Here is a 19,518-nt window from a genome sequence, read left to right on the forward strand (position 1 = left end):
GTCAAACTAAATCGTGGGAAACGCAACGACGTCAGCGGGGCGTGCCAACGTCTCGGCAATTTGGTCTTGCACCTCGAGCAGGCAATCGAGCAGCAGCGGGTTAAAGGTACCGCACTTACCGTCCAGAATCATCTGGATCGCCTCCTCGTGCGGGATAGCGTCTTTGTATACGCGCACGCTCGTCAGCGCATCGTACACGTCAGCCACCGAAACCACCTGAGCGGCAATGGGAATCTCGTCGCCCTTAAGGCCATCGGGATAACCCCTGCCGTCCCAGCGCTCGTGATGCCAACGCGCAATCTGGTACGCATATTCCATAAGCGCATTACCGACGTGATGGCGGCCCAGCTCAAGCAACATGTCGGCGCCGATCGTAGTATGCGTCTTCATAATCTCGAACTCCTCGGGCGTAAGGCGCCCGGGTTTGTTGAGAATCGCATCATCAATCGACATCTTGCCGATATCGTGCAGCGCCGAAGCCAGGGCAATCGTGGAGCGCTCCTCATTGTCGAGGGAGATGGTGTCGCTACGCTGGACCAGACAGCCAAGCAGCAGCTCGGTCAGCTTCTCGATGTTCGTAACGTGCCTGCCGCTCTCGCCATTGCGAAGCTCCATGACGCCGGCCATGATGTCGATGAGCATGCGACTGTTCTTGACGCGCTCGTTGTACTGCTGGGACAGCAGGCTCGTCAGGCGGCGCTGTTTGGCGTACAGGCGGATGGTGTTGTTTACGCGGCGGCGCACGACACGGGAGTCAAACGGGCGGTTGATATAGTCCGAGGCACCCAGCTCGTACGCGCGCAGAACCATATCGTCGGAATCTTCGCTCGAGATCATGATGACAGGCAGATTGTCGATACCCGATCGGCGCGACAAATCGGCCAGCACCTCAAAGCCGCTTATGCCCGGCATCACAATGTCCAGCAGCACGAGTGACAACTCATCGCCATGGCGGTCGACCATGTCGAGCGCCGTACGACCGTTATCGGCCTCGAGGATGCAATACTCGTCCTTGAGCATCTCGTTGAGAATGGCTCGGTTCATCTCGGAGTCATCAACAATAAGCACCGAAGGCTTTTCGTTTTGGAAGGCCTCGATGGAATCGGCATCGGTCACGACCGTACCGGCTTTTGCCTTAGCACGGCTCAGTAACTGGACAGCGCGGCCAACGCCCTCATCGACTGTCTCGCCATGAATGCGAACGCCACCAACACATGCCGTCAAGCTCACGTACTCATGGCCCGGAATAATCGTGGAATGAACGGCATCGGATACCTGATGCAGACGACGGGTAAAGTCATCGGAGGGAATATTGGGCATGACGACCACAAACTTGTCGCAGCCATAGCGCACAAGCTCGTCAGTCGAACGAATGCTGCTGCGTATGGCTGTCGCCACAGCACCGAGCGCAAGGTCGCCGGCATGACGGCCACACGTATCGTTGAAGACCCTAAAATCATCAAGGTCGATCACCGCCACGCCGGCCTTCATGCGGGCGCTACGGAGCTTTTCCTCGTAATATCGGCGATTGCGCACACTTGTCAGCACGTCGGTGTAGACAAGGTCCTCTTCTGCAGCCTCTTGCTCATCGATTGGACGCACCATCAGCAGGACGTGAGGCTCGCCCTCGACCTTCAGAGGGCGCAGGCGAGCGCGGTACTCAGTACCATCGTTGAGCAGTTGCTCCGACACCTCATCGGAGTCTGCCAAGGCCTCAAGACTCGACTGACGCAGACAAGGGCAGCGATCGCCGGCGAGCAGACAGTTAGGCTCGCTCTTAATCTGATCGGCCGACAGCAAACGCACCACGGGGTAGGTCTTCGCGACACGGGCAACCTCGGCGGCAGCCTCCTCGTCGGTTAGATTGACCTCGTGATTATTGAGCATATGGGGCCCTTTCGATAGTTTCGCATGGTAGCGGTGGGTTCCAAATGTTACAAGGGTAGCACCTTGCCGATGAAGGTAAGCACGTGAATGCTGCTACATTTTTATGAGTTGGCAGACGGCACGATTGAAGCCGCAGACGTGAGGTTTTGAGCACATTTGTTAACACGGCCGAAACGTTTGCGGATGAAGCCTGCTTTGGCTATTTGCGGGTGCTAGAACCCCAGAATGTCACGAACAGCCCGGGCAGCCGCTGCCGGGCGATCGCGTAGGCCGTTGTGCGCGCCGGGAACCGTTACGAGCGGACAGTCCAAAAGCTCAGCCGCCACCCTCGTGCCCGCCTCGCGAGGCGTGCCAATCGAGAGCTCGCCCAGGAGCACGGCGGCCACCGTTTTCGACGCACGGACGCTATCCCAATCGGGAACGCAGGTCATAGTAATCCCGTATTCGTTTGCCATGAAGCTGCGGCCGTTGCGCAGGGCATGTTTGGCTTCTGCCTCGGTTGTCTTGGGGGCCTCAGGGTCCGAATCGCCGATAGCGCCCAGGAAGGCCCGTAATGCCCTGGAGACCTTTCCCGCAGCGATCATCTCGAGCAAAACCGGGGCCGCGCCCAAACCGGCGCCCTCGTTTGTCACGGCGGGTTCATGCAGGATCGCACGCGAAATTATGACGGGGTTTGCACGGAGAAGCTCCAGGGTCACCAACGTACCGGCACTGTGCGCGAGCACGTTTGTCGGAGCGCCAATATGCTCGATAACGGCCTGCAGGTCGGCGGCCTGGGCGGCGAGATCGTAGCGTCCGTCCGCAGCGTCGCCGCTCTCGCCGCAACCGCGGCGGTCGTAGGCAATTACGCGGTAGTTGCGGCTGAGCTCACAAGCGATGCCGTCGAAAAATGTGCCGTCGACACAAGCGCCGTGCACGCACACCAAAGCAGGAGTATCAGGCGACACATCCGGGCCGGCATATTCGCGACAGGCAATCGTGGTGCCCGCATTCTCGACCGTAAAATCCATGTTGTGCCCCCATCATCAATGCCCATCCAGTTGCACGTCAGTACGGTTGGATGGACCCGCATTGCCTTACGCCTTGTTAACAGATTAACTGTACCCGACCCGAGGCTTTTCATGGCACGGCATCATGAGCGACGTGAAAAAACGAAACTAGTAAAGCAAGAGCCCGCACCTTGCTTTGGAGCCGATGCTATGCTTAGGCACAATTGTCTTGAGGAGCATATGCCTATGTCTACGTTTTTGAATGCCAGCCCCATCTTTGGGCCCGTTCGCAGCCGTCGCCTTGGTCTCTCGCTCGGCGTCAACATGATGCCGGCCAGCGGCAAAATCTGCACGTTCGACTGCATTTACTGCGAAAACGGCCTCAACGCCGAACGCCCCTGCCATGAGCCGTACAACACGGCCGCCGTGGTGCTCGACGCGCTCGAGGCAAAGCTGCGTGAGATGGCAGCCGAGGGCGAGCTCCCCGATGTGATCACCTTCGCAGGCAATGGCGAGCCCACCGCCGCGCCGGAATTTCCGCAGGCCATCGCCGGCGCCGTCGCGCTGCGCGACAAGCTTGCCCCAAACTCCAAGATCGCCGTGCTCTCCAACGGCACACGCGCCGACCGCCCCGAGGTGCACGACGCGCTCATGATGGTCGACGACAACATTCTTAAGCTCGATACCGTCGACCCGGCGTTTATCCAGCTGCTCGACCAGCCCGTTGGCCCCTACGATGTAGAGCACCAGATCGAAACGTTCGCGAGCTTTAACGGTCACGTCATTATCCAGACGATGTTTTTGAGCGGTGAGTACCGGGGCAAGTCTCTCGATAACACCGGCGAGGAGTACGTTGGCCCTTGGCTCGCGGCGCTCGAACGCATTCGCCCGCAGGAGGCGACCATCTACACGGTGGCGCGCGAGACACCGATCGCCGGCCTTGTCAAGGCAGCACCCGACGTCCTCGACGCCATTGCCGCGCGCGTCCAAGCCCTCGGCATTCCCTGCCAGGTGAGCTACTAGCGCGCAGCTGCTCTGAAGGTGGGCTATACTAGCTGCGAACGAAAGGAAGTTAGCCATGTATGACAAAGGACCCGTGCCCGGCCGCAACGACGCTTGCTGGTGCGGCAGCGGCAAGAAATACAAGAAATGCCATAGCGCCTTTGATGAGCGCCTCGAGCGCTTGTGGGAAGAGGGCTGGGAGGTTCTGCCCCGCACGCTCTACAAGACTCCCGCCGATATCGAGGGCATCAAGCGCTCGGCTGCCATCAACGTGGGCGTGCTCGATTATGTGGGCGAGCATATCGCCGCAGGCATGACCACCAACCAGATCGACCAGATGATCTACGACTACACCGTCGAGCACGGTGGCACGCCGGCCGATCTCAACTACGAGGGCTATCCCAAGAGCGTGTGCACCTCGATCAACGACGTCGTCTGCCACGGTATCCCCTGCGATGCGGATGTGCTGCACGAGGGCGACATCATCAACGTGGACTGCTCCACGATCCTAGACGGCTACTTTAGCGACTCGAGCCGCATGTTCTGCATCGGCGAGGTCTCTGCCGAGCGCCAGCGCCTGGTCGACGTCACCCGTGCCAGCGTGGAGGCGGGTCTGGCGGCCGTCAAGCCATGGCTGCCGTTGTCCGTTATGGCCGAGGCAGTGCAAAAGACCGTCGAGGACGCCGGCTTTAGCGTGGTGCGCGAGTACGGCGGACACGGCATCGGTAAGGAGTTCCACGAGGACCCGTTTGTGGGCTTTACCACCGAGGCGCCCGATGTGGACACCATCATGGCCCCGGGCATGGTCTTTACCATCGAGCCCATGGTCAACGCCGGAGCGCCCGGCATCAAGATCAGCAAGGGCGACGGCTGGTGCGTGCGTACCAAGGACGGTAGCGATTCGGCCCAATGCGAGGTACAGCTCGTGGTGACCGAGGGCGGCTACGAGCTGCTGAGCTGGTAGCTGTAGATGCGCCGGGCTTCGCGATGGATATGTTAACCATCGCGAAGCCCGGCGTTTTTATAGCGTTTTGCCTGATAAAACCTACCAAAATTAACCTGCCCCTTTTGGTAGGTCGAGCGGAGAGGACTGCTTGTGAACATCCTGGTTTTGCTGCCCGTCAACGACCGTCATCGCGCAATTCTTGAGTCGAGCGCTCCGGGCGAGGACTTTATCTACACGAGCGCCGACGCCGCCACGCGCGAGCAGGTCGCCGATGCCGACGTGATCCTGGGCAACATCGACCCTGACATGCTCACGGCATGCGAGCATCTCCGGCTGTTGCAGTTGCAGACCGCCGGCTATGACGACTACCTTGCTGCTGGCACCGTGCCGGCTGACGCCAAGCTGTCTTGCTCGATCGGCGCCTACGGTCAGGCCGTAAGCGAGCACATATTTGCCATGGTGCTGTCAATGATGAAGCGCCTGCCCGGCTACCAGGACCTGCAGCGCGAGCATCGCTGGGAGGACTTGGGCCCGGTCACCTCGCTCAAAAATGCCAACGTGCTGGTGCTGGGCGCGGGCGATATCGGCGGCCACTTTGCCACGCTCTGCCGCAGCATGGGCGCACACGTCCGCGGCATCAAGCGCCATCCGCTCGTCTACCCCATTGTGTTTGAGGACATGGACGGCATGGATGCCCTGCCCGAGCGCCTGGCCGAGGCAGACATCGTCGCATCCTTTATGCCCAGCACACCCGAGACCCGCGGTCTGGCGAACGCCGAGTTCTTCGCCGCGATGAAGCCGGGCGCCTTCTTTGCAAACGGCGGCCGCGGCGATCTTGTGGTTGCCGACGACTTGGTTGGCGCTCTGGAATCGGGACATCTCGCCGGCGCCGCGGTCGACGTCACCGACCCCGAACCGCTGCCCGCGACAAGCCCCCTGTGGGATGCGCCCAACATGCTCATCACGCCGCATGTCTCCGGCTGGTTCCACCTGACCGCCACGCTCAACAACGTCGTCGACATCGCCGCGGAAAACCTGCGTCACCTGCAGGCGGGCGAGACCCTGCGCTGCTGGATCGAGCATTAATTTGTTCCGGCGTTTTACCAAACGCCGGAACCCCTCGACGCTGCGAGCCCGCCGTTTGGCCAATCTGCCGTTCAATTTCAAAGGCGCGACCAGAAGGTCAGCGCCTTTTCATTTCACGGCACCTTGGCTCAAACGGCGGGCTCTCGCTGACTTTTGTTCAACCTGCGGCGCTTTGCTGGCGCGGCCCTACCTGTGGGCTCTCGCTGACCATTATTCGACCAGAGGGGTCTAGTGCTATTTAAGCGTTGTTAGATAGTTTCTTGCGTTTTCGACGTTCATTGCTGCGACGGGCGCATGCGAACAAAGCTTGACATCGTTGGTGACCAGTAAATCTGCTTGGGCACGTATCGCTGCCGCAATGATTAAATCGTCTTCGTAATCGCTATGGAGCTCACGCTGCCTGCTCGCCATCCATATATCGCTCAGGTCACAGGGCACTGGCGTGGCAAGCTGCGAAAGCACGCTAAGACAATCCCATGCAAGCGAAGTCGCTGCCGTAGCGGCATACTGGGAAAGCGAACCGTGCTCCCGCCGATACCATGCCTTATGTTCGCTTGAAATCAAATAGAACAGGTCTTTGGACGATGTCGCCGCATACAGCAAATCCACCTGTGCCGTGCATGCATCGCGTAAAAACTCAATCGCCACCGAACGACCACGTCGTGAGGGAATGAAGTAATCGAACCACACGTTGGTGTCAACCAAGATGCGCTTTGGAGTCTCACTCATAGAGCCAGCTCATCTCCTCGCCATAGCGATCCGCATAGGCATTCCGTTTGAGCTCTTCGTCGTCCGATGGCTGAGCCTTGACCATATCGATTCCCGACTCACGGCAAGCAGCAGCGAACAGCTTCGACCCCTGATCCATGAGCTCGAGCTTACGTTTGGCGGCCCTTTCGCGCTCGCGCTGTTCCGCCCGGGCACGACTGGGCAGCAGGATATCCTCGAGCGCACCGGGGCGATCGGCCAGCGACGCTGCAAGCTGCCAGAGCGCTCGCACCGCTTGGCTCGGCGTCATACCGGCCCTGGAGAGAGCGGCGTCCCCACTCCTTTTAAGATCGGCATCGAGGCGCACGTTGATCTGAGCGGCTGTTGTGGTCATGACCCCTCCTTAATACTTCAAAACTATCATAAAACTCTATGGTAGATACGTAAAGCATGTATAGCATTTATAAGCATTAGCCGTACTCTGTACACAAAAAGCCGCCGAGGCACACTGCACCTCGGCGGCTACGTATCACAGATCTAGTTCGGTTTCACCCTTTGCATTTGCCCAGATAAAACCTGCCAAAATAAACCTGTCCCTTTTTGGCAGGTTTTAGAGCTCCACACTTTCGGCGCCGTTGATGGTTAGGTCGCGCTCGTAGAAGGCGGTGAGGGCACGGATAGCGTACATGACGTCGCGCACGCCGCCGGTCTCGTAGCTCGAGTGCATGGCAAGCTGCGGCAGGCCCACGTCCACGGCATGCATGCTCGCCTGCATATTGGACAGATTGCCGAGCGTGGAGCCGCCGGCCATGTCGCTCTTATTGGCGAAGGCCTGCGTGGGCACGTCGGCGTCATCGCAGATGGCCTGGAACACCGCGCGGCTAAAGGCATCGGTGCAGTAGTGCTGGTTGGCGGCTTCCTTGATGACGATGCCGCCGTTGAGCACAACCTGATTGCGGGCATCGCACTTCTCGGCGTGGTTGGGGTGCACGGCATGCGCGTTGTCGCAGCTCACGAGCATCGATGCGGCAAGGGCGCGATGATACGACTCGTCGTCAAAGCCCAGCGAGCCGTTAATGCGGCGCAGCGCATCGGCCAAGAACGTCGACATGGCGCCCTGCTTGGTCTCGGAGCCAACCTCCTCGTTATCGAAGCAGCAGAAGACTGAAACGTCGTGCGCGTTCTCGGCACCCAAAAATGCCTGCAGCGAGGTGTAGGCGCAGGCCAGGTCGTCGAGCTTGGGCGTCGAGATAAACTCGTCGGACCAGCCCCAAATACGCGCATCCTGACGATTGACCAGGAACAAATCGCGGCCCAAAATCTGTTCGGGCTCGACGTCCAGCTCGTCGGCGATCAGAGCATCAAAGTCGCCCTGCTTAAGGTCACCGGCGCTGATGAGCGGGCACAGGTCGACGGCTCGGTTGGGAGCAAAGCCCTCGTTAACGCCGCGGTTCATATGGATAGCAAGGCTCGGAATGATAGCGACCTCGCGCTCGGTGGCAAGCAGGCGGCTCTCAATACGGTCGCCCTCGCGCACCAGCACGCGGCCCGCGAGTGCCAGCGGACGATCGAACCAGGTGTAGTCGATCATGCCGCCGTAGGCCTCGGTGTTCAGGCGCAGCGTCTCGCCCGCGCCGTCGAGCTCGGGCACGGCCTTGACCTTAAACGTCGGCGAATCGCTGTGCGACGCCGTGAGCTGAAAATGATAGTCACCGGCAACGCCGTCCTCGCCCCACGTCGCGGCCAGGTCCTCGCCCACCTTAAAGGCAACAACGCTCGAGGTATTGCGCTGCGTGTAATAACGCCCGCCCGGCTCGATGTCCCACGCCGCATTCTCGGGCAGGTAGGTAAAGCCCGCCTCGTCGAGCTCGGCCATAATGGTCGCCGCCGTATGGAACATGCTGGGGCATGCCTCGATAAAGTCGATAAGGTCGTTGGCGGCCTCGATATCGTCGGCCGTCACATGCGCGCGCTCGGGCGTTTCCTGATCCGTCATGCTCTCCCCTTTCGCTGGGCTGATGGTCCCCTCCAGCATACCCCGCCACGCCAGCGCCGCACTCTTCATTCCGTGCTTAATTCCGCGCCGCTCACCAAGTTGAGCCATCATGCCCGCGCTCCTTTTGCGACAATTGCGCTAACAGGACGAGAGGAGCCGTCATGAAGCCACGTAACATTGCCATCGCCTGCGGTGTCGCGGGGGTCGCGGTCGGCCTTGCCGCTGCCGCCGGTATCGTTTACCGCAAGCAAATCAAGTCCGCCGCGTCGCTCAAACGCTTGACCGATCATGCAGATGGCTATGACCTGTACGCAATCGACATCGCCTACGACTACGATCTTGATCGCATCATCGCCGCTGGCGTGCGCGACGACCAGGCCTACATCGATGCCGTGGTGGCGCAGGTGCTGCCCGGTGTGCCGGCACATGTCCAGGCACCCCAGTTTGCCTGCAGCGCTTTTGTCGCCGTAGATGCCGAAGGCCGCGTGCGCACCGGTCGCAATTACGACTTTAAGGACGACACCTCGGCGCTGCTGGTGCGCAATCACCCACGAGGCGGCTATGCCTCCATCGGGTTTGCCGCCCTTAACAACCTGGGCGATAACACTCCGCTTGACTCCGTCGCCGGACGCGCCGCCGCACTCATGGGCCCGTTTGCCCAGCTCGACGGTGTTAACGAATGCGGCGTGTCCATTGCCGTACTCACCCTGGATTCCAAACCCTGTGACCAGGACACGCAGCGTCCCGTCATCAATACCTCGCTCGCCATCCGTCTGGTGCTCGACCGTGCCGCTACCACGCAGGAGGCCGTAGACCTGCTTTCCGCCTACGACATGCACGCCATGGCAGGACGCGATTACCACTTCTTTATCAACGACGCCGCCGGTGACGCGCACGTAGTAGAGTGGGATCCGCGCGATCCGGACCGCGCTTTCAAAGCGACTCCTGTACGCCAGGTTACGAACTTCTACGCCTGCTATGGCGACGAAGTGCTGCCCAACCAAAAGAATGGCGAGCTGGGCCATGGTAAAGAGCGCGCCGTCGCAATCGCCGATGTCCTTGACGCCCATGTCGGTGCCCAGGACGAATCGATTGTCTGGGATGCCCTGCGCGCCGCAGCGCAAGAGCCCAATCCGGAAGACATCACCAGCAATACGCAATGGTCGGTCGTCTTTGACAATACCGAACCCGCCGCCGATATTACGCTGCGCCGCCACTGGGGCGACGTCGACGCCTTCGTGTTGTAAGGAGCCAGGCCCGTCGGTCTTACGCTCGCCTGACCTTGTTTACATTTCCATACGCTTGAGCTAACACGTTTTACCCCCGTATCAACAGTGTGCGGGGGTAAACTTATGCGCATGTTATAACTTGCCCGGAAGGATTCATCATGCTTAGGATCGGTCTTCTTACCAGTGGCGGCGACTGCCAGGCACTCAACGCCACCATGCGCGGCATCGTCAAAACGCTTATGACCAATAGCGAAGAGCCTATCGAGATCTATGGTTTTGAGGACGGCTACCAGGGCCTTATCTACAGCAGATTCCGCGTCATGACGCCCGCTGATTTTAGCGGCATCCTCACCCGCGGCGGCACCATCCTGGGCACGAGCCGTACGCCGTTCAAGCGCCTGGATGTTCCCGAGGCCGATGGCATCGAGAAGGTGCCGGCGATGGTCCACACCTATCATAAGCTGCAGCTCAACTGCCTGTTTATGCTGGGCGGCAACGGATCCACCAAGACCGCCAACCGCCTGCGCGAAGAGGGCCTCAACGTTATCGCCCTGCCCAAGACCATCGATAACGACACCTGGGGCACCGAGTTGACGTTTGGCTTTACGAGCGCCATCGACGTCGCCACCAAGTGCATCGACGACATCCACACCACCGCTTCGAGCCATGGGCGCGTGTTCGTCATCGAAATCATGGGCCACAAAGTTGGCTGGATCCCGCTGTACGCCGGCGTCGCGGGCGGTGCGGACGTCATCCTGATTCCCGAAATCCCCTACGACATGGATAACGTCATCAAGACCATCGAGTATCGCATGGAGACCGGCAGCCGCTTTACGATTGTAGTCGTCGCCGAGGGCGCCATCTCCAAGGAGGACGCGGCACTGTCCAAGAAGGAGTACAAGAAGAAGCTCGCCGAGCGCACGAGCCCGTCAATCGTGTACGACATCGCAAAGGAGATCGAAGCCAAGACTGGTCGCGAGACCCGCGTCGCCATCCCCGGTCACACGCAGCGCGGCGGCCAGCCCGACGCCCAGGACCGCATCTTTGCGACCCAGTGCGGCGTCGAGGCAGCGCTCGGCTGCCTACGCGGCGAGTTTGGCTACATGATTGCCCTGCGCGACGGCAAAATGTGCCACATGCCGCTCGAGGATGTCGCCGGCAAGCTCAAGTTTGTCGATCCCCAGAGCGATCTGGTGCGCGAGGCCAAGGCGTTGGGCATCAGCTTCGGCGACGAATAGCCTCGGTCGGAACCGCCCCATCGGAGCCCCAGGGCTTACCTCCCAAATCGTCCTCGGACATGTCAGGACCCCACCGTGCGCTTCGCGCGGCGGGGTCCTTCCGTCCTGCGGAAAGATTTGGGAGGTAAGCCCTGGGGCTCCTGCGACAACTAGGGAGGCCGAGACTATTCGTCTTCTTGCTGCGGGTGCCTGGTCTGAAATTCAGTTGCGGTGAAATAGTTCCTGCTTAGCCCGCAAATGACTGAATCTAGGAATTATTCCACCGCAACTTACTGAGTGGGGGCTCTTGGCTGCTACTTGCATTGACATTTACCCTAAAATGGCTGGTCGTTAGGGGTTGCTACCGGTAGTTGCGGTAGGGTTGGGACAGATTCTAACTAGAAATGGTGGTCGCTACCGGTTGTTCTCGGCATACTCGGCTCATTCGATTCGACCATCAAACGAAAGGAACCACCATGGATCTTGCGATGGCACAGCGCCTCGTCGATCGCCGTAAAGCTGCCGGGCTTTCTCAGGAGGCGCTTGCTGCCCAGCTGGGCGTAAGCCGCCAGGCTGTTAGTAAATGGGAGCGCAGCGAGTCCTCACCCGATACCGATAACCTCATTGCGCTCGCCGCGCTGTATGGCGTGTCGTTGGACGAGCTGCTATATGGGGAGGCGGCCAACGATGCCGACGACCTGGAGGACGGTAGCGCCGACACCGAGACGGCGGATGTGGCTGACGAGGCTGAGGATTCTGCCGAGCACGCCGATTGCGGCGACAAACCTCTTGTCGATATTTCCCTCGCGCGTGGTATCCACGTCATTGATCCCAATAAAGGCGAGGAAGTCCATGTTGGTTGGAGCGGCATCCATGTGACCAACGAGCGCAAGGGCGAAGAGGTGCATGTGGGGCCGGGCGGCGTGCATATCGATACGCTTGAGGACGATGGATATAGCGTGCGTACCAATGACGACGGCACCGTCACCATCGACGGCGAGACATTTTCCAGCTGGAAGGAAGCACACGACAAGCTCGACCATCATGGCAAGCATTTCCACACCAAGGTCGGACGTGCATGGAACAAATTCCCCTTCCCCGCACTTGTCACTCTCGCCTATCTGGTGCTCGGCATTGTCTACGGCACATGGGGCATGGGGCTTTTCCTCGTCTTTTTGGTTCCCATCTACTACGCGATTGGTGACTTTATCGATCGACGCCATTTGTCAAAGCTCACTGAATGTGTCTATCCGGCAGCCGCCATCGCTTGGTTCCTCTACATGTGGCTCTGTTTGGGACAGCCCCATCCTGCATGGATCATCCTCATCACGATTCCCATCGTAAAAGCACTCATGCGTTGGTGCCGCAAACAATGGAAGTGCCGCAAACAGGCCTAAACCGTCCCAACCAGCCAGCGCCACTCATCCGACACCGCCCGCCCTTTCCAAGTTGCGGTGATATAGGGACTGTTTTGAGGCTCCAAAGCGCCAAACAGTCCGTATATCACCGCAACTTACAAACAACTGGGTCAGTTCCGGCACGGAGATTAGCATTGAGCTGACCGCGCGCCAAAAAGGGCCTATTTACTACGCTTAACTCGAGAGGGCCGACCATACCCGCCTTTTCCGAAAATTGGCAAGCTCTCTACCTGCGGTTTTAATTTCATAATCTTTGTCATGGTCGAGGGTGTGGTAGCAAACGTAGTAAATAGGCCCATTTTGTGGCATACGACCCATTCAAGCCCAATCTCGAAGGCTAAAGAGAGCCTCTCATCCACGCTTGCGAGCAAAGCATAGCAAAGCAACAAACGCCGGGTCGCCCGTAGGTGCCCGGCGTTTGCCCAGATAAAACCTGCCAAAATAAACCTGTCCCTTTTTGGCAGGTTACTCGGCACTCTTGAGGGCACCGACCATGTCGATCTTGTTGAGGGTACGATTGGTGGCGAGGTTGACGATAAACGTAAAGCCAAAGGAAAGCACCACGGCGAGCACGTAGCTCAGTGGCTCGACCTCAACGTCAAAGTACAGCGACGGCATCTGCAAAATGTAGGTAAAGCTCTCGGCCAGCAAGCCGCCCAGCGGCACGCCCAGCGCAGCGCCGATCGCCGTGAGGATCAACGTCTCCTTGTTGACGTAATGGTGCACCTCACCGCGACGGAAGCCCAGCACCTTGATGGTCGCCAGCTCGCGTTCGCGCTCGGAGATGTTGGTGTTGGATAGCGTAAACACCACCACAAACGATAGGCACGCTGCCATAAAGGTCACGAGCACCACGACAGAATTGATAATCGTAAAGTTCGCCTCATAGTTTTCCCAATGCTCGGCCGTACTCGAAATCGTAAGCCAACCGTCACTCTTAAGATTCTTGCTAAACGCAATCTGGTCGGCCGACGAGCCCTTAAGCAGCACAAAGATGCCGTTAAGACGCGCGCTTCGACCGAACACACGCTCATAGGTGCCCTGCGTCATATAAAGCGTGTTGCCCAGATAGTTGAGCGAAATGTCGCTGACTTTGACCTTGGCAACATTGAGCGACGAATCCTGGACGTGTGCCGTATCGCCCGGCTGAATCCCAAGCACCAGCTGTGAACTTTTGCTCAGATACACGTCTCCGTCACGCAAAGACAGCGGCTCTTTGGACTCATCCTCCAGGCGCACGTAATCGCCCAAGTCACCCGTACGGTCGTCGGGAATCACGATGAGCTGCACGGTCTCGCTCTTTCCGCCAAATGTAAAGGTGACGTTGTCGGTCATAATCGGCAGCGTCGAAGCCACGGTCACGTTGGAATCATTGGCCGCGCTGCGCTCATCCAAAGCCGCGCACGTCTGCGAAAAATCGTCGGGATTGGCGACCGCCAGCAGGTCGTAGCGCGTGATATGCCCGTACTGTTTGGGCGATAGCGCCACCGACGTGTCGCGGATGCCCATACCGCAGATCACGAGCGCCGTGCAGCCGGCGATACCGAAGATGGTCATAAAGGCACGCTTTTTGTAGCGGAACAGGTTACGCGCCGCCACCTTGTTTAAGAAGCCCATGCGGCGCCAGATAAAGCCGATGCGCTCAAGCAAGATGCGCGAGCCGGCGCGCGGGGCCTTGGGGCGCATGAGTGAGGCTGGGGTCTCGGCCATCTCGTGGCGGCAGGCGATAATCGTAGCGCCCACCACGCCCACGGCAAACAGCGCCACCGAGACGATCGAGGACACGATGTCGTACGAAAGCAACATCTGGGGCAGCGAGTACATGTCGTCGAACACCGTAAACAGGAACAGCGGCAGGCCCACAAATCCGATGATGTTGCCGAGCACGCCGCCGATCAGACATGCCCACAGCGCATAGTCCACGTATTTGGACAGGATGCGCTCGCGTGAATAGCCAAGCGCCTTGTACAGGCCAATGAGCGTGCGCTCCTCCTCCACCATGCGCGTGGCGGTGGTAAGGCTGATGAGCACGGCGACGACAAAGAAGATAAATGGGAAAACTGTGGCGATGGCCTCGATCGAAGAACTGTCGCTCTCGACGCTCGAGTAGCTTGCGATGTTACCGCGGTCCTGGATGTACCAAGTGCATTCGCCCAGATCGGAAAGCTCGGCGCGGGCATCGGCAAAATGCTGGTCAGCGGCGGCGCGGCGCTGGTCCAACTCGGCCTGAGCCTGGACGCGCTCCTCGCTACCCTCGGCCATGCGATTGATGTTGCCCTGTTCAATCCCAAAGAGCATATTCGCCTCGCGCTCGGCCGTATCCAAGCTTGCCGGCGTGTCGACCGTCAGCTCCTGAGCGCGCGCCTTCTCACGCTCCTCGCGAATCTTCTCGATATTGCCCTTGACCTCATTGATCTTTGCCGCGTAGGCATCTGAATAGGAGTTGAGGCTCTTGGCTCCCTCGACGATCACGTGGACCGCGGAGTAGGAAGAAGATGTTGCGGCATCCTCGCTCACATAGAACTTATAGTCCGCCGCCGAAGCAGCGCGAAAGGCGTTGACTGTCGAGTCGGAGCTCACATCAGTAGGATCGAGGACCTCGGCCGTAATGGTGTAATCGCCCGCGGCAAACTGATCCTTGGCGCTTTGGTTGGACGAGCTCGCATCATTGGCGGCAAAACTCACGGTATCGCCGAGCTTTTTGCCCGAAGCCTTCAGGAACTTCGATGTCACCGCGACCTCATCGGCGCTCTCGGGCAAATCGCCGCTCACCAGCACCGGTTGATCGATATTCTCCTTGGAGAGACTTTGCACGACCACGCGCTCGCGCGTTGTGCCCACGGCGGTGTAGGCGGTCTCGGTGTAGATGCCCTCGACCGTCTCGACGCCGTCAACCTCTTGAATGGCCGCAAGATCGTCGCGCGTAAGGCCATAGGTCGACTGCACGTTAATGTCATAGACATTCTGCTGGTCAAAATAAGCGTCGACCGAATCGCACAAATCCTCGCAGCCCGCCTTAAGACCGCACATCACGCTCACGCCGAGCGCAGTGATGACCACAATAGACAAGAAGCGCTTAAGACTGCCTCGGATTGTGCGGTAGATGCCGCGGCGAAAAACCGTCGGCACCATATCGTTTGAGCTTTGAGCGGTACGGTAGGTCGCGAACTCCCGGTCGCGACCCGCGTGCTCCGTATCGTGGTTTTGGCTGTTTTGGCGGTCCTGATTCATGGGCGCTACCACTCGATCGTCTCAATCGGCACGGGATTTTGCTGGACCGTCTCGCTCTCCACGCGGCCGCTCTTAAAGCGAATCAGGCGATCGGCCATGGGCGCCAGCGCGGAGTTGTGGGTGATGATAATGACCGTGATGCCTTGCTTGCGACAGGTGTCCTGCAGCAGCTGCAAAATCTGCTTGCCGGTTTTGTAGTCGAGTGCACCCGTGGGCTCGTCGCATAAAAGCAGCTTGGGGTTCTTGGCCAGTGCGCGGGCGATGGACACGCGCTGTTGCTCGCCGCCCGAAAGCTGCGCGGGGAAGTTGGCGAGGCGCTCGCCCAGGCCAACCTGGCGAAGCGTCTGTTCGGCATCGAGCGAATCGGGGCAAATCTGAGCTGCGAGCTCGACGTTTTCGAGCGCCGTCAAGTTGGGGACCAGATTGTAGAACTGGAAGACAAAGCCGACGTCGGCGCGGCGGTATTCCACGAGCTGCGCCTCATTGGCGGAGCTCACGTCGCGCCCGTCCACCGTCACGGTGCCGGAGGTCGCCGTATCCATACCGCCCAGGATGTTGAGCGCCGTGGTCTTGCCGGCACCCGAAGCACCCAGAATGATGGCGAGCTCGCCGCGCTCGACCGTAAAGCTCGCGCCGTCGAGCGCATGAATGCGGGCGTCACCCTCGCCGTATGCTTTGATGACGTCTTTGAATTCGATATAGGCCATCGATTAATTCCCATCTGGTCGGATAACTCTTTAGTATTACCCATTTCGCACCTACCAAAAAGGGACAGGTTAATTTTGGCAGGTTTTATATGGGGAAACGGTAGCTATAGATGAGGCGCCGGGGAGGCAGAGACATCATCGACGGGGTCAGACCGACCGCCAAACACAACGCACGCATCTCAATCTGTCAGCCAAATCATTCGAACAGCTGTTCGTTTCTATGATATGATTCCACTATCTGAGCAGGCCAATACGCAGAAAGGCAGCCAACATGGCGTTCGACTTTAAGAAGGAATGCAAGGAGCTCTACAAACCTGCAAGCAAGCCGAGTATCGTAACTGTCCCGCCTATGAGCTACGTAGCCGTTCGCGGAAAGGGCGACCCAAATACCGAAGGTGGCGAGTATCAAAACGCCCTGCCGCTGCTTTACGGCATCGCCTATACCGTCAAGATGTCGAAGAAAGGCTCAAGGAGTATCGAGGGCTATTTCGACTTTGTGGTACCGCCGCTCGAGGGTTTCTGGTGGCAAAACTCCCCGAGCGACGACATCGGTTATGTACGCAAAGACGATTTCAACTTCATCTCGTGCATCCGCCTGCCCGATTTCGTCACCCGAGATGACTTTGACTGGGCAGTCGCGGAAGCCACGACCAAAAAGAAACTGGACTTTTCCACCGTCGAGCTGCTTAAAGTTGACGAGGGTCTCTGCGTTCAATGAATGCATACCGGACCCTATGACAGCGAGCCGGCGACCGTAGACGCCATGCATGAATACACGACCGAGCAGGGCTATGTCCCCGACTTCTCAGACACCCGTTTACATCACGAAATCTATCTCTCCGATCCACGCAAATGTGCACCGGAGAAACTTAAGACCGTGGTTCGTCATCCTATCAAGCGCGCTGAATAGCGTGAGGCGTCATTTCACGCGCCAGGTTTTAAGCCAGCCAACCAGCCGCCTCCTAGGCCGTCCGGTAATAATCTTGGCGCGGCCCGTCGCATCTTATAAGTTTGTTTTGCTAAAGCTGGAAAGCCTCTCAACGATGCGCAACTCCAGCTCTTTTTCTATCAAGAGAGCAAGTGTCGGAAAGCAAAATGTCGGAAAGCAGCGCATCGAGCAGAATCAAATGCCTGGTCAACACCTATAGTGGTCTCGTGCTTATGGGTGCTGTCGGAATCCCTATTGGCATCATCGTCGGCGCCATTTGCGCCCTCTTTGGTCGCGTGCTCCTGGCGATCGGCACTTTCCGCGACAATCACATCACCCTGCTCCTTCCCTTCCTCGCCCTCATGGGCTTGGCCATCGTATTTGCCTACCATACCTGGGGCAAAGGCACCGATCGGGGCATGAGCTTAGTATTCGACGTAGGTCACGGGCGCGAGGGCGCCATCTCCCCGCGTTTGGTGCCGCTCATTATACTGAGCACGTGGGGAACGCACCTCTTTGGCGGCAGTGCGGGACGCGAGGGCGTGGCCGTGCAGATTGGCGCAACCGTCTCGCACTGGATCGGCCGGCGTCTACCTTTCCGAGACCCCGGCAACACGTTTTTGCTTATCGGCATGGCTGCCGGCTTTGCCGGACTCTTTCAAACGCCGCTCGCCGCCACGGTCTTTGCTATCGAAGTACTAGTCGCAGGACGCATGGAGTACCGCGCGCTGTTCCCCGCGCTTACGGCCTCGCTCGCTGCAAGTATGACCTCCGGCGCCCTGGGGCTCGAGAAGTTCGAGGTCACCGTTGCCGCCTCGTATGCGCTCGACCTCCCCGGTCTTGTACGGCTGGCGCTGTTGGGCATCGCGTTTGGTATGGTAGGCGGCGCCTTTGCCTGGTGCCTTGCCCACGCCAAGACCCTTGCGGCGCGGCTACTCCCCAATCCCTATGTGCGCATCGCCGTTATGGGCATTGCACTATCGGCGATTCTGTTCGCACTATGGCAGGGTCGATACTGCGGTCTTGGCACCAACCTGATATCGGCGGCGCTCGACGGTGACGGCAAGATCGCCATCATGCCTTGGGACTGGGCGCTCAAATTCACACTCACCATTACCACGCTTGCCGCAGGATATCAGGGTGGCGAGGTGGCGCCGTTGTTTTCTATCGGAGCCAGCCTGGGTGTCGTGCTCGCCAGGATTCTCGGAATGCCCGTTGAGCTCTGCGCCGCGCTGGGATACGCCGCCGTCTTTGGCAGCGCCACCAATACGCTGCTCGCACCCATCCTTATTGGCTGTGAGGTCTTTGGCTTTGGCAATCTGCCGATATTCTTTATTGTCTGCGTCGTTGCTTACCTGTTCAACATGGACAAATCGATCTATGCCTTGCAAGAGCGCGCGTAGAAAGATGTCCAAGCAGGTGGTCTCAACCGGAAACGGCATGCCACTCTGAGGCTGTATTCCGGGACGCGCTTTCCGCCTGAGCCTCCATTCGGAAAGCGCGTCCCAGTCTTTCATGGCGTCTTGGCTATGCAAAGTGCCCGGGCGTTACTCCTCGTACGCGCCCTCAAGCCGAAGCAGCCACTCCTTGCGGTCAAGCCCGCCGGCATATCCGTTGAGCGAACCATCGGCAGCAACTACGCGATGGCACGGCACAATAATCGAAATGGGATTGCGTGCGACCGCAGCCCCCACCGCACGAGGAGACACAACGGGATCCTCGTTCCCCGGCACCCGATGTCGGGCGGCAACACGCTGGGCGATCTCGCCATACGTAGCGACCTCGCCACGCGGAATAGAAAGCAGTTCGTACCAGACTTCACGCTGAAACGCCGTACCGATCATATGCAACGGCGGCGTAAACCGAGGTTCCTGCCCTGCAAAATAAGCATTCAGCCAAGCCCAGGAACGCTCAAGCACCGAAGAGGCCGCACCATTTGCCGGACTCACCGGCGACATGCCACCAATACCGGAAACCGCATCGGCGCCTTCAACATGTTCCGCATCTTCTTTGAGCAGCGTAGAGCCAAAATGCTCCTGTCCCTCAAACCAAAGTCCCGTCAGACCGCGGCCATCAGCGGCAAGCAGGATTTCGCCCAAAGGCGAAGCAAACGTCGTCGTGACCACCAGCGGCTCCTTTCAAAACTCCGCAACATAATACCGCGAATTGTGCAG

17 protein-coding genes are annotated in these 19,518 nt (G+C 59.0%); 9 read left to right on the forward strand and 8 right to left on the reverse strand.

The window, feature by feature from the left end; translation table 11 throughout:
* Positions 1 to 6: 6 nt before the first annotated feature.
* Together GT571_RS06575 and GT571_RS06580 are read right to left on the reverse strand one after the other, a co-directional pair.
* Positions 7 to 1,887 (reverse strand): diguanylate cyclase, encoded by a 1,881-nt coding sequence (locus tag GT571_RS06575; protein WP_161156182.1) that lies wholly within the window; start codon positions 1,885 to 1,887, stop codon positions 7 to 9.
* A 212-nt stretch (positions 1,888 to 2,099) separates the two neighbouring features.
* The gene (locus GT571_RS06580) at positions 2,100 to 2,897 is read right to left on the reverse strand and encodes an alpha/beta fold hydrolase (protein ID WP_161156184.1); all 798 of its coding nucleotides are present in this window, start codon (positions 2,895 to 2,897) and stop codon (positions 2,100 to 2,102) included.
* Positions 2,898 to 3,122: 225 nt separating this feature from the next.
* Between GT571_RS06580 and GT571_RS06585 the strand changes: the two genes are divergently transcribed.
* The 3 genes from GT571_RS06585 (at position 3,123) to GT571_RS06595 (ending at position 5,910) form a co-directional block, all read left to right on the forward strand.
* A complete protein-coding gene (locus tag GT571_RS06585) occupies positions 3,123 to 3,899 on the forward strand; it encodes a radical SAM protein (RefSeq protein ID WP_161156187.1) in 777 nt (258 codons plus the stop codon).
* Positions 3,900 to 3,954: 55 nt separating this feature from the next.
* Positions 3,955 to 4,842 (forward strand): type I methionyl aminopeptidase, encoded by an 888-nt coding sequence (gene map, locus GT571_RS06590; RefSeq protein WP_161156189.1) that lies wholly within the window; start codon positions 3,955 to 3,957, stop codon positions 4,840 to 4,842.
* Positions 4,843 to 4,974: 132 nt separating this feature from the next.
* Positions 4,975 to 5,910, forward strand: a complete 936-nt coding sequence (locus tag GT571_RS06595) for an NAD(P)-dependent oxidoreductase (RefSeq protein WP_161156191.1) — start codon at positions 4,975 to 4,977, stop codon at positions 5,908 to 5,910.
* A 234-nt stretch (positions 5,911 to 6,144) separates the two neighbouring features.
* On the opposite strand, the gene GT571_RS06600 is transcribed toward GT571_RS06595, so the two are convergent.
* The 3 genes from GT571_RS06600 to GT571_RS06610 form a co-directional block, all read right to left on the reverse strand.
* Positions 6,145 to 6,639 (reverse strand): PIN domain-containing protein, encoded by a 495-nt coding sequence (locus tag GT571_RS06600; protein ID WP_161156193.1) that lies wholly within the window; start codon positions 6,637 to 6,639, stop codon positions 6,145 to 6,147.
* On the reverse strand, positions 6,632 to 7,012 hold the full coding sequence (locus GT571_RS06605) for a translation repressor RelB (protein WP_161156195.1): 381 nt from the start codon (positions 7,010 to 7,012) through the stop codon (positions 6,632 to 6,634). Before GT571_RS06605 ends, GT571_RS06600 begins: the two co-directional genes overlap by 8 nt.
* 216 nt (positions 7,013 to 7,228) lie before the next feature.
* Positions 7,229 to 8,614, reverse strand: a complete 1,386-nt coding sequence (locus GT571_RS06610; RefSeq protein ID WP_192934658.1) for a M18 family aminopeptidase — start codon at positions 8,612 to 8,614, stop codon at positions 7,229 to 7,231.
* 161 nt (positions 8,615 to 8,775) lie between these two features.
* Between GT571_RS06610 and GT571_RS06615 the strand changes: the two genes are divergently transcribed.
* From GT571_RS06615 to GT571_RS06625, 3 genes are all read left to right on the forward strand, one after another.
* The gene (locus tag GT571_RS06615) at positions 8,776 to 9,861 is read left to right on the forward strand and encodes a carcinine hydrolase/isopenicillin-N N-acyltransferase family protein (RefSeq protein WP_161156197.1); all 1,086 of its coding nucleotides are present in this window, start codon (positions 8,776 to 8,778) and stop codon (positions 9,859 to 9,861) included.
* Between the two features lie 140 nt (positions 9,862 to 10,001).
* Complete coding sequence (locus GT571_RS06620) at positions 10,002 to 11,081, forward strand: 6-phosphofructokinase (protein WP_161156199.1); 1,080 nt, start codon at positions 10,002 to 10,004, stop codon at positions 11,079 to 11,081.
* A 455-nt stretch (positions 11,082 to 11,536) separates the two neighbouring features.
* Positions 11,537 to 12,457, forward strand: a complete 921-nt coding sequence (locus tag GT571_RS06625; RefSeq protein ID WP_161156201.1) for a helix-turn-helix domain-containing protein — start codon at positions 11,537 to 11,539, stop codon at positions 12,455 to 12,457.
* Positions 12,458 to 12,943: 486 nt separating this feature from the next.
* Here the strand turns inward: GT571_RS06625 and GT571_RS06630 are convergent, their stop codons facing one another.
* Together GT571_RS06630 and GT571_RS06635 are read right to left on the reverse strand one after the other, a co-directional pair.
* Entirely contained in the window at positions 12,944 to 15,709 is a 2,766-nt protein-coding gene (locus GT571_RS06630) for an FtsX-like permease family protein (protein WP_240136184.1), read from the reverse strand.
* Between the two features lie 5 nt (positions 15,710 to 15,714).
* Positions 15,715 to 16,416, reverse strand: a complete 702-nt coding sequence (locus GT571_RS06635; protein WP_117635686.1) for an ABC transporter ATP-binding protein — start codon at positions 16,414 to 16,416, stop codon at positions 15,715 to 15,717.
* 271 nt (positions 16,417 to 16,687) lie between these two features.
* Between GT571_RS06635 and GT571_RS06640 the strand changes: the two genes are divergently transcribed.
* From GT571_RS06640 to GT571_RS06645, 3 genes are all read left to right on the forward strand, one after another.
* The gene (locus GT571_RS06640) at positions 16,688 to 17,134 is read left to right on the forward strand and encodes a transcriptional regulator (protein WP_338400652.1); all 447 of its coding nucleotides are present in this window, start codon (positions 16,688 to 16,690) and stop codon (positions 17,132 to 17,134) included.
* Positions 17,135 to 17,326, forward strand: a complete 192-nt coding sequence (locus GT571_RS10295; protein WP_338400653.1) for a GyrI-like domain-containing protein — start codon at positions 17,135 to 17,137, stop codon at positions 17,324 to 17,326.
* Between the two features lie 185 nt (positions 17,327 to 17,511).
* Positions 17,512 to 18,747 (forward strand): chloride channel protein, encoded by a 1,236-nt coding sequence (locus GT571_RS06645; protein WP_161156203.1) that lies wholly within the window; start codon positions 17,512 to 17,514, stop codon positions 18,745 to 18,747.
* Between the two features lie 144 nt (positions 18,748 to 18,891).
* On the opposite strand, the gene GT571_RS06650 is transcribed toward GT571_RS06645, so the two are convergent.
* Positions 18,892 to 19,470: a methylated-DNA--[protein]-cysteine S-methyltransferase gene (locus GT571_RS06650; protein WP_226802623.1), complete on the reverse strand. Its 579-nt coding sequence runs from the start codon at positions 19,468 to 19,470 to the stop codon at positions 18,892 to 18,894.
* Positions 19,471 to 19,518 lie beyond the last annotated feature (48 nt).

Origin of the sequence: Collinsella aerofaciens, assembly GCF_009876115.1 — a bacterium.
Lineage (GTDB): Bacteria > Actinomycetota > Coriobacteriia > Coriobacteriales > Coriobacteriaceae > Collinsella > Collinsella aerofaciens_N.

What these genes read in the sequence shown, in the direction of transcription:
- GT571_RS06575 (WP_161156182.1), bottom strand. Translation starts at nt 1,887, where the DNA reads ATGCTCAATAATCACGAGGTCAATCTAACCGACGAGGAGGCTGCCGCC.
- GT571_RS06580 (WP_161156184.1), bottom strand. Translation starts at nt 2,897, where the DNA reads ATGGATTTTACGGTCGAGAATGCGGGCACCACGATTGCCTGTCGCGAA.
- GT571_RS06585 (WP_161156187.1), top strand. Translation starts at nt 3,123, where the DNA reads ATGTCTACGTTTTTGAATGCCAGCCCCATCTTTGGGCCCGTTCGCAGC.
- map (WP_161156189.1), top strand. Translation starts at nt 3,955, where the DNA reads ATGTATGACAAAGGACCCGTGCCCGGCCGCAACGACGCTTGCTGGTGC.
- GT571_RS06600 (WP_161156193.1), bottom strand. Translation starts at nt 6,639, where the DNA reads ATGAGTGAGACTCCAAAGCGCATCTTGGTTGACACCAACGTGTGGTTC.
- GT571_RS06605 (WP_161156195.1), bottom strand. Translation starts at nt 7,012, where the DNA reads ATGACCACAACAGCCGCTCAGATCAACGTGCGCCTCGATGCCGATCTT.
- GT571_RS06610 (WP_192934658.1), bottom strand. Translation starts at nt 8,614, where the DNA reads ATGACGGATCAGGAAACGCCCGAGCGCGCGCATGTGACGGCCGACGAT.
- GT571_RS06615 (WP_161156197.1), top strand. Translation starts at nt 8,776, where the DNA reads ATGAAGCCACGTAACATTGCCATCGCCTGCGGTGTCGCGGGGGTCGCG.
- GT571_RS06620 (WP_161156199.1), top strand. Translation starts at nt 10,002, where the DNA reads ATGCTTAGGATCGGTCTTCTTACCAGTGGCGGCGACTGCCAGGCACTC.
- GT571_RS06625 (WP_161156201.1), top strand. Translation starts at nt 11,537, where the DNA reads ATGGATCTTGCGATGGCACAGCGCCTCGTCGATCGCCGTAAAGCTGCC.
- GT571_RS06630 (WP_240136184.1), bottom strand. Translation starts at nt 15,709, where the DNA reads ATGAATCAGGACCGCCAAAACAGCCAAAACCACGATACGGAGCACGCG.
- GT571_RS06635 (WP_117635686.1), bottom strand. Translation starts at nt 16,416, where the DNA reads ATGGCCTATATCGAATTCAAAGACGTCATCAAAGCATACGGCGAGGGT.
- GT571_RS06640 (WP_338400652.1), top strand. Translation starts at nt 16,688, where the DNA reads ATGGCGTTCGACTTTAAGAAGGAATGCAAGGAGCTCTACAAACCTGCA.
- GT571_RS10295 (WP_338400653.1), top strand. Translation starts at nt 17,135, where the DNA reads ATGCATACCGGACCCTATGACAGCGAGCCGGCGACCGTAGACGCCATG.
- GT571_RS06645 (WP_161156203.1), top strand. Translation starts at nt 17,512, where the DNA reads ATGTCGGAAAGCAGCGCATCGAGCAGAATCAAATGCCTGGTCAACACC.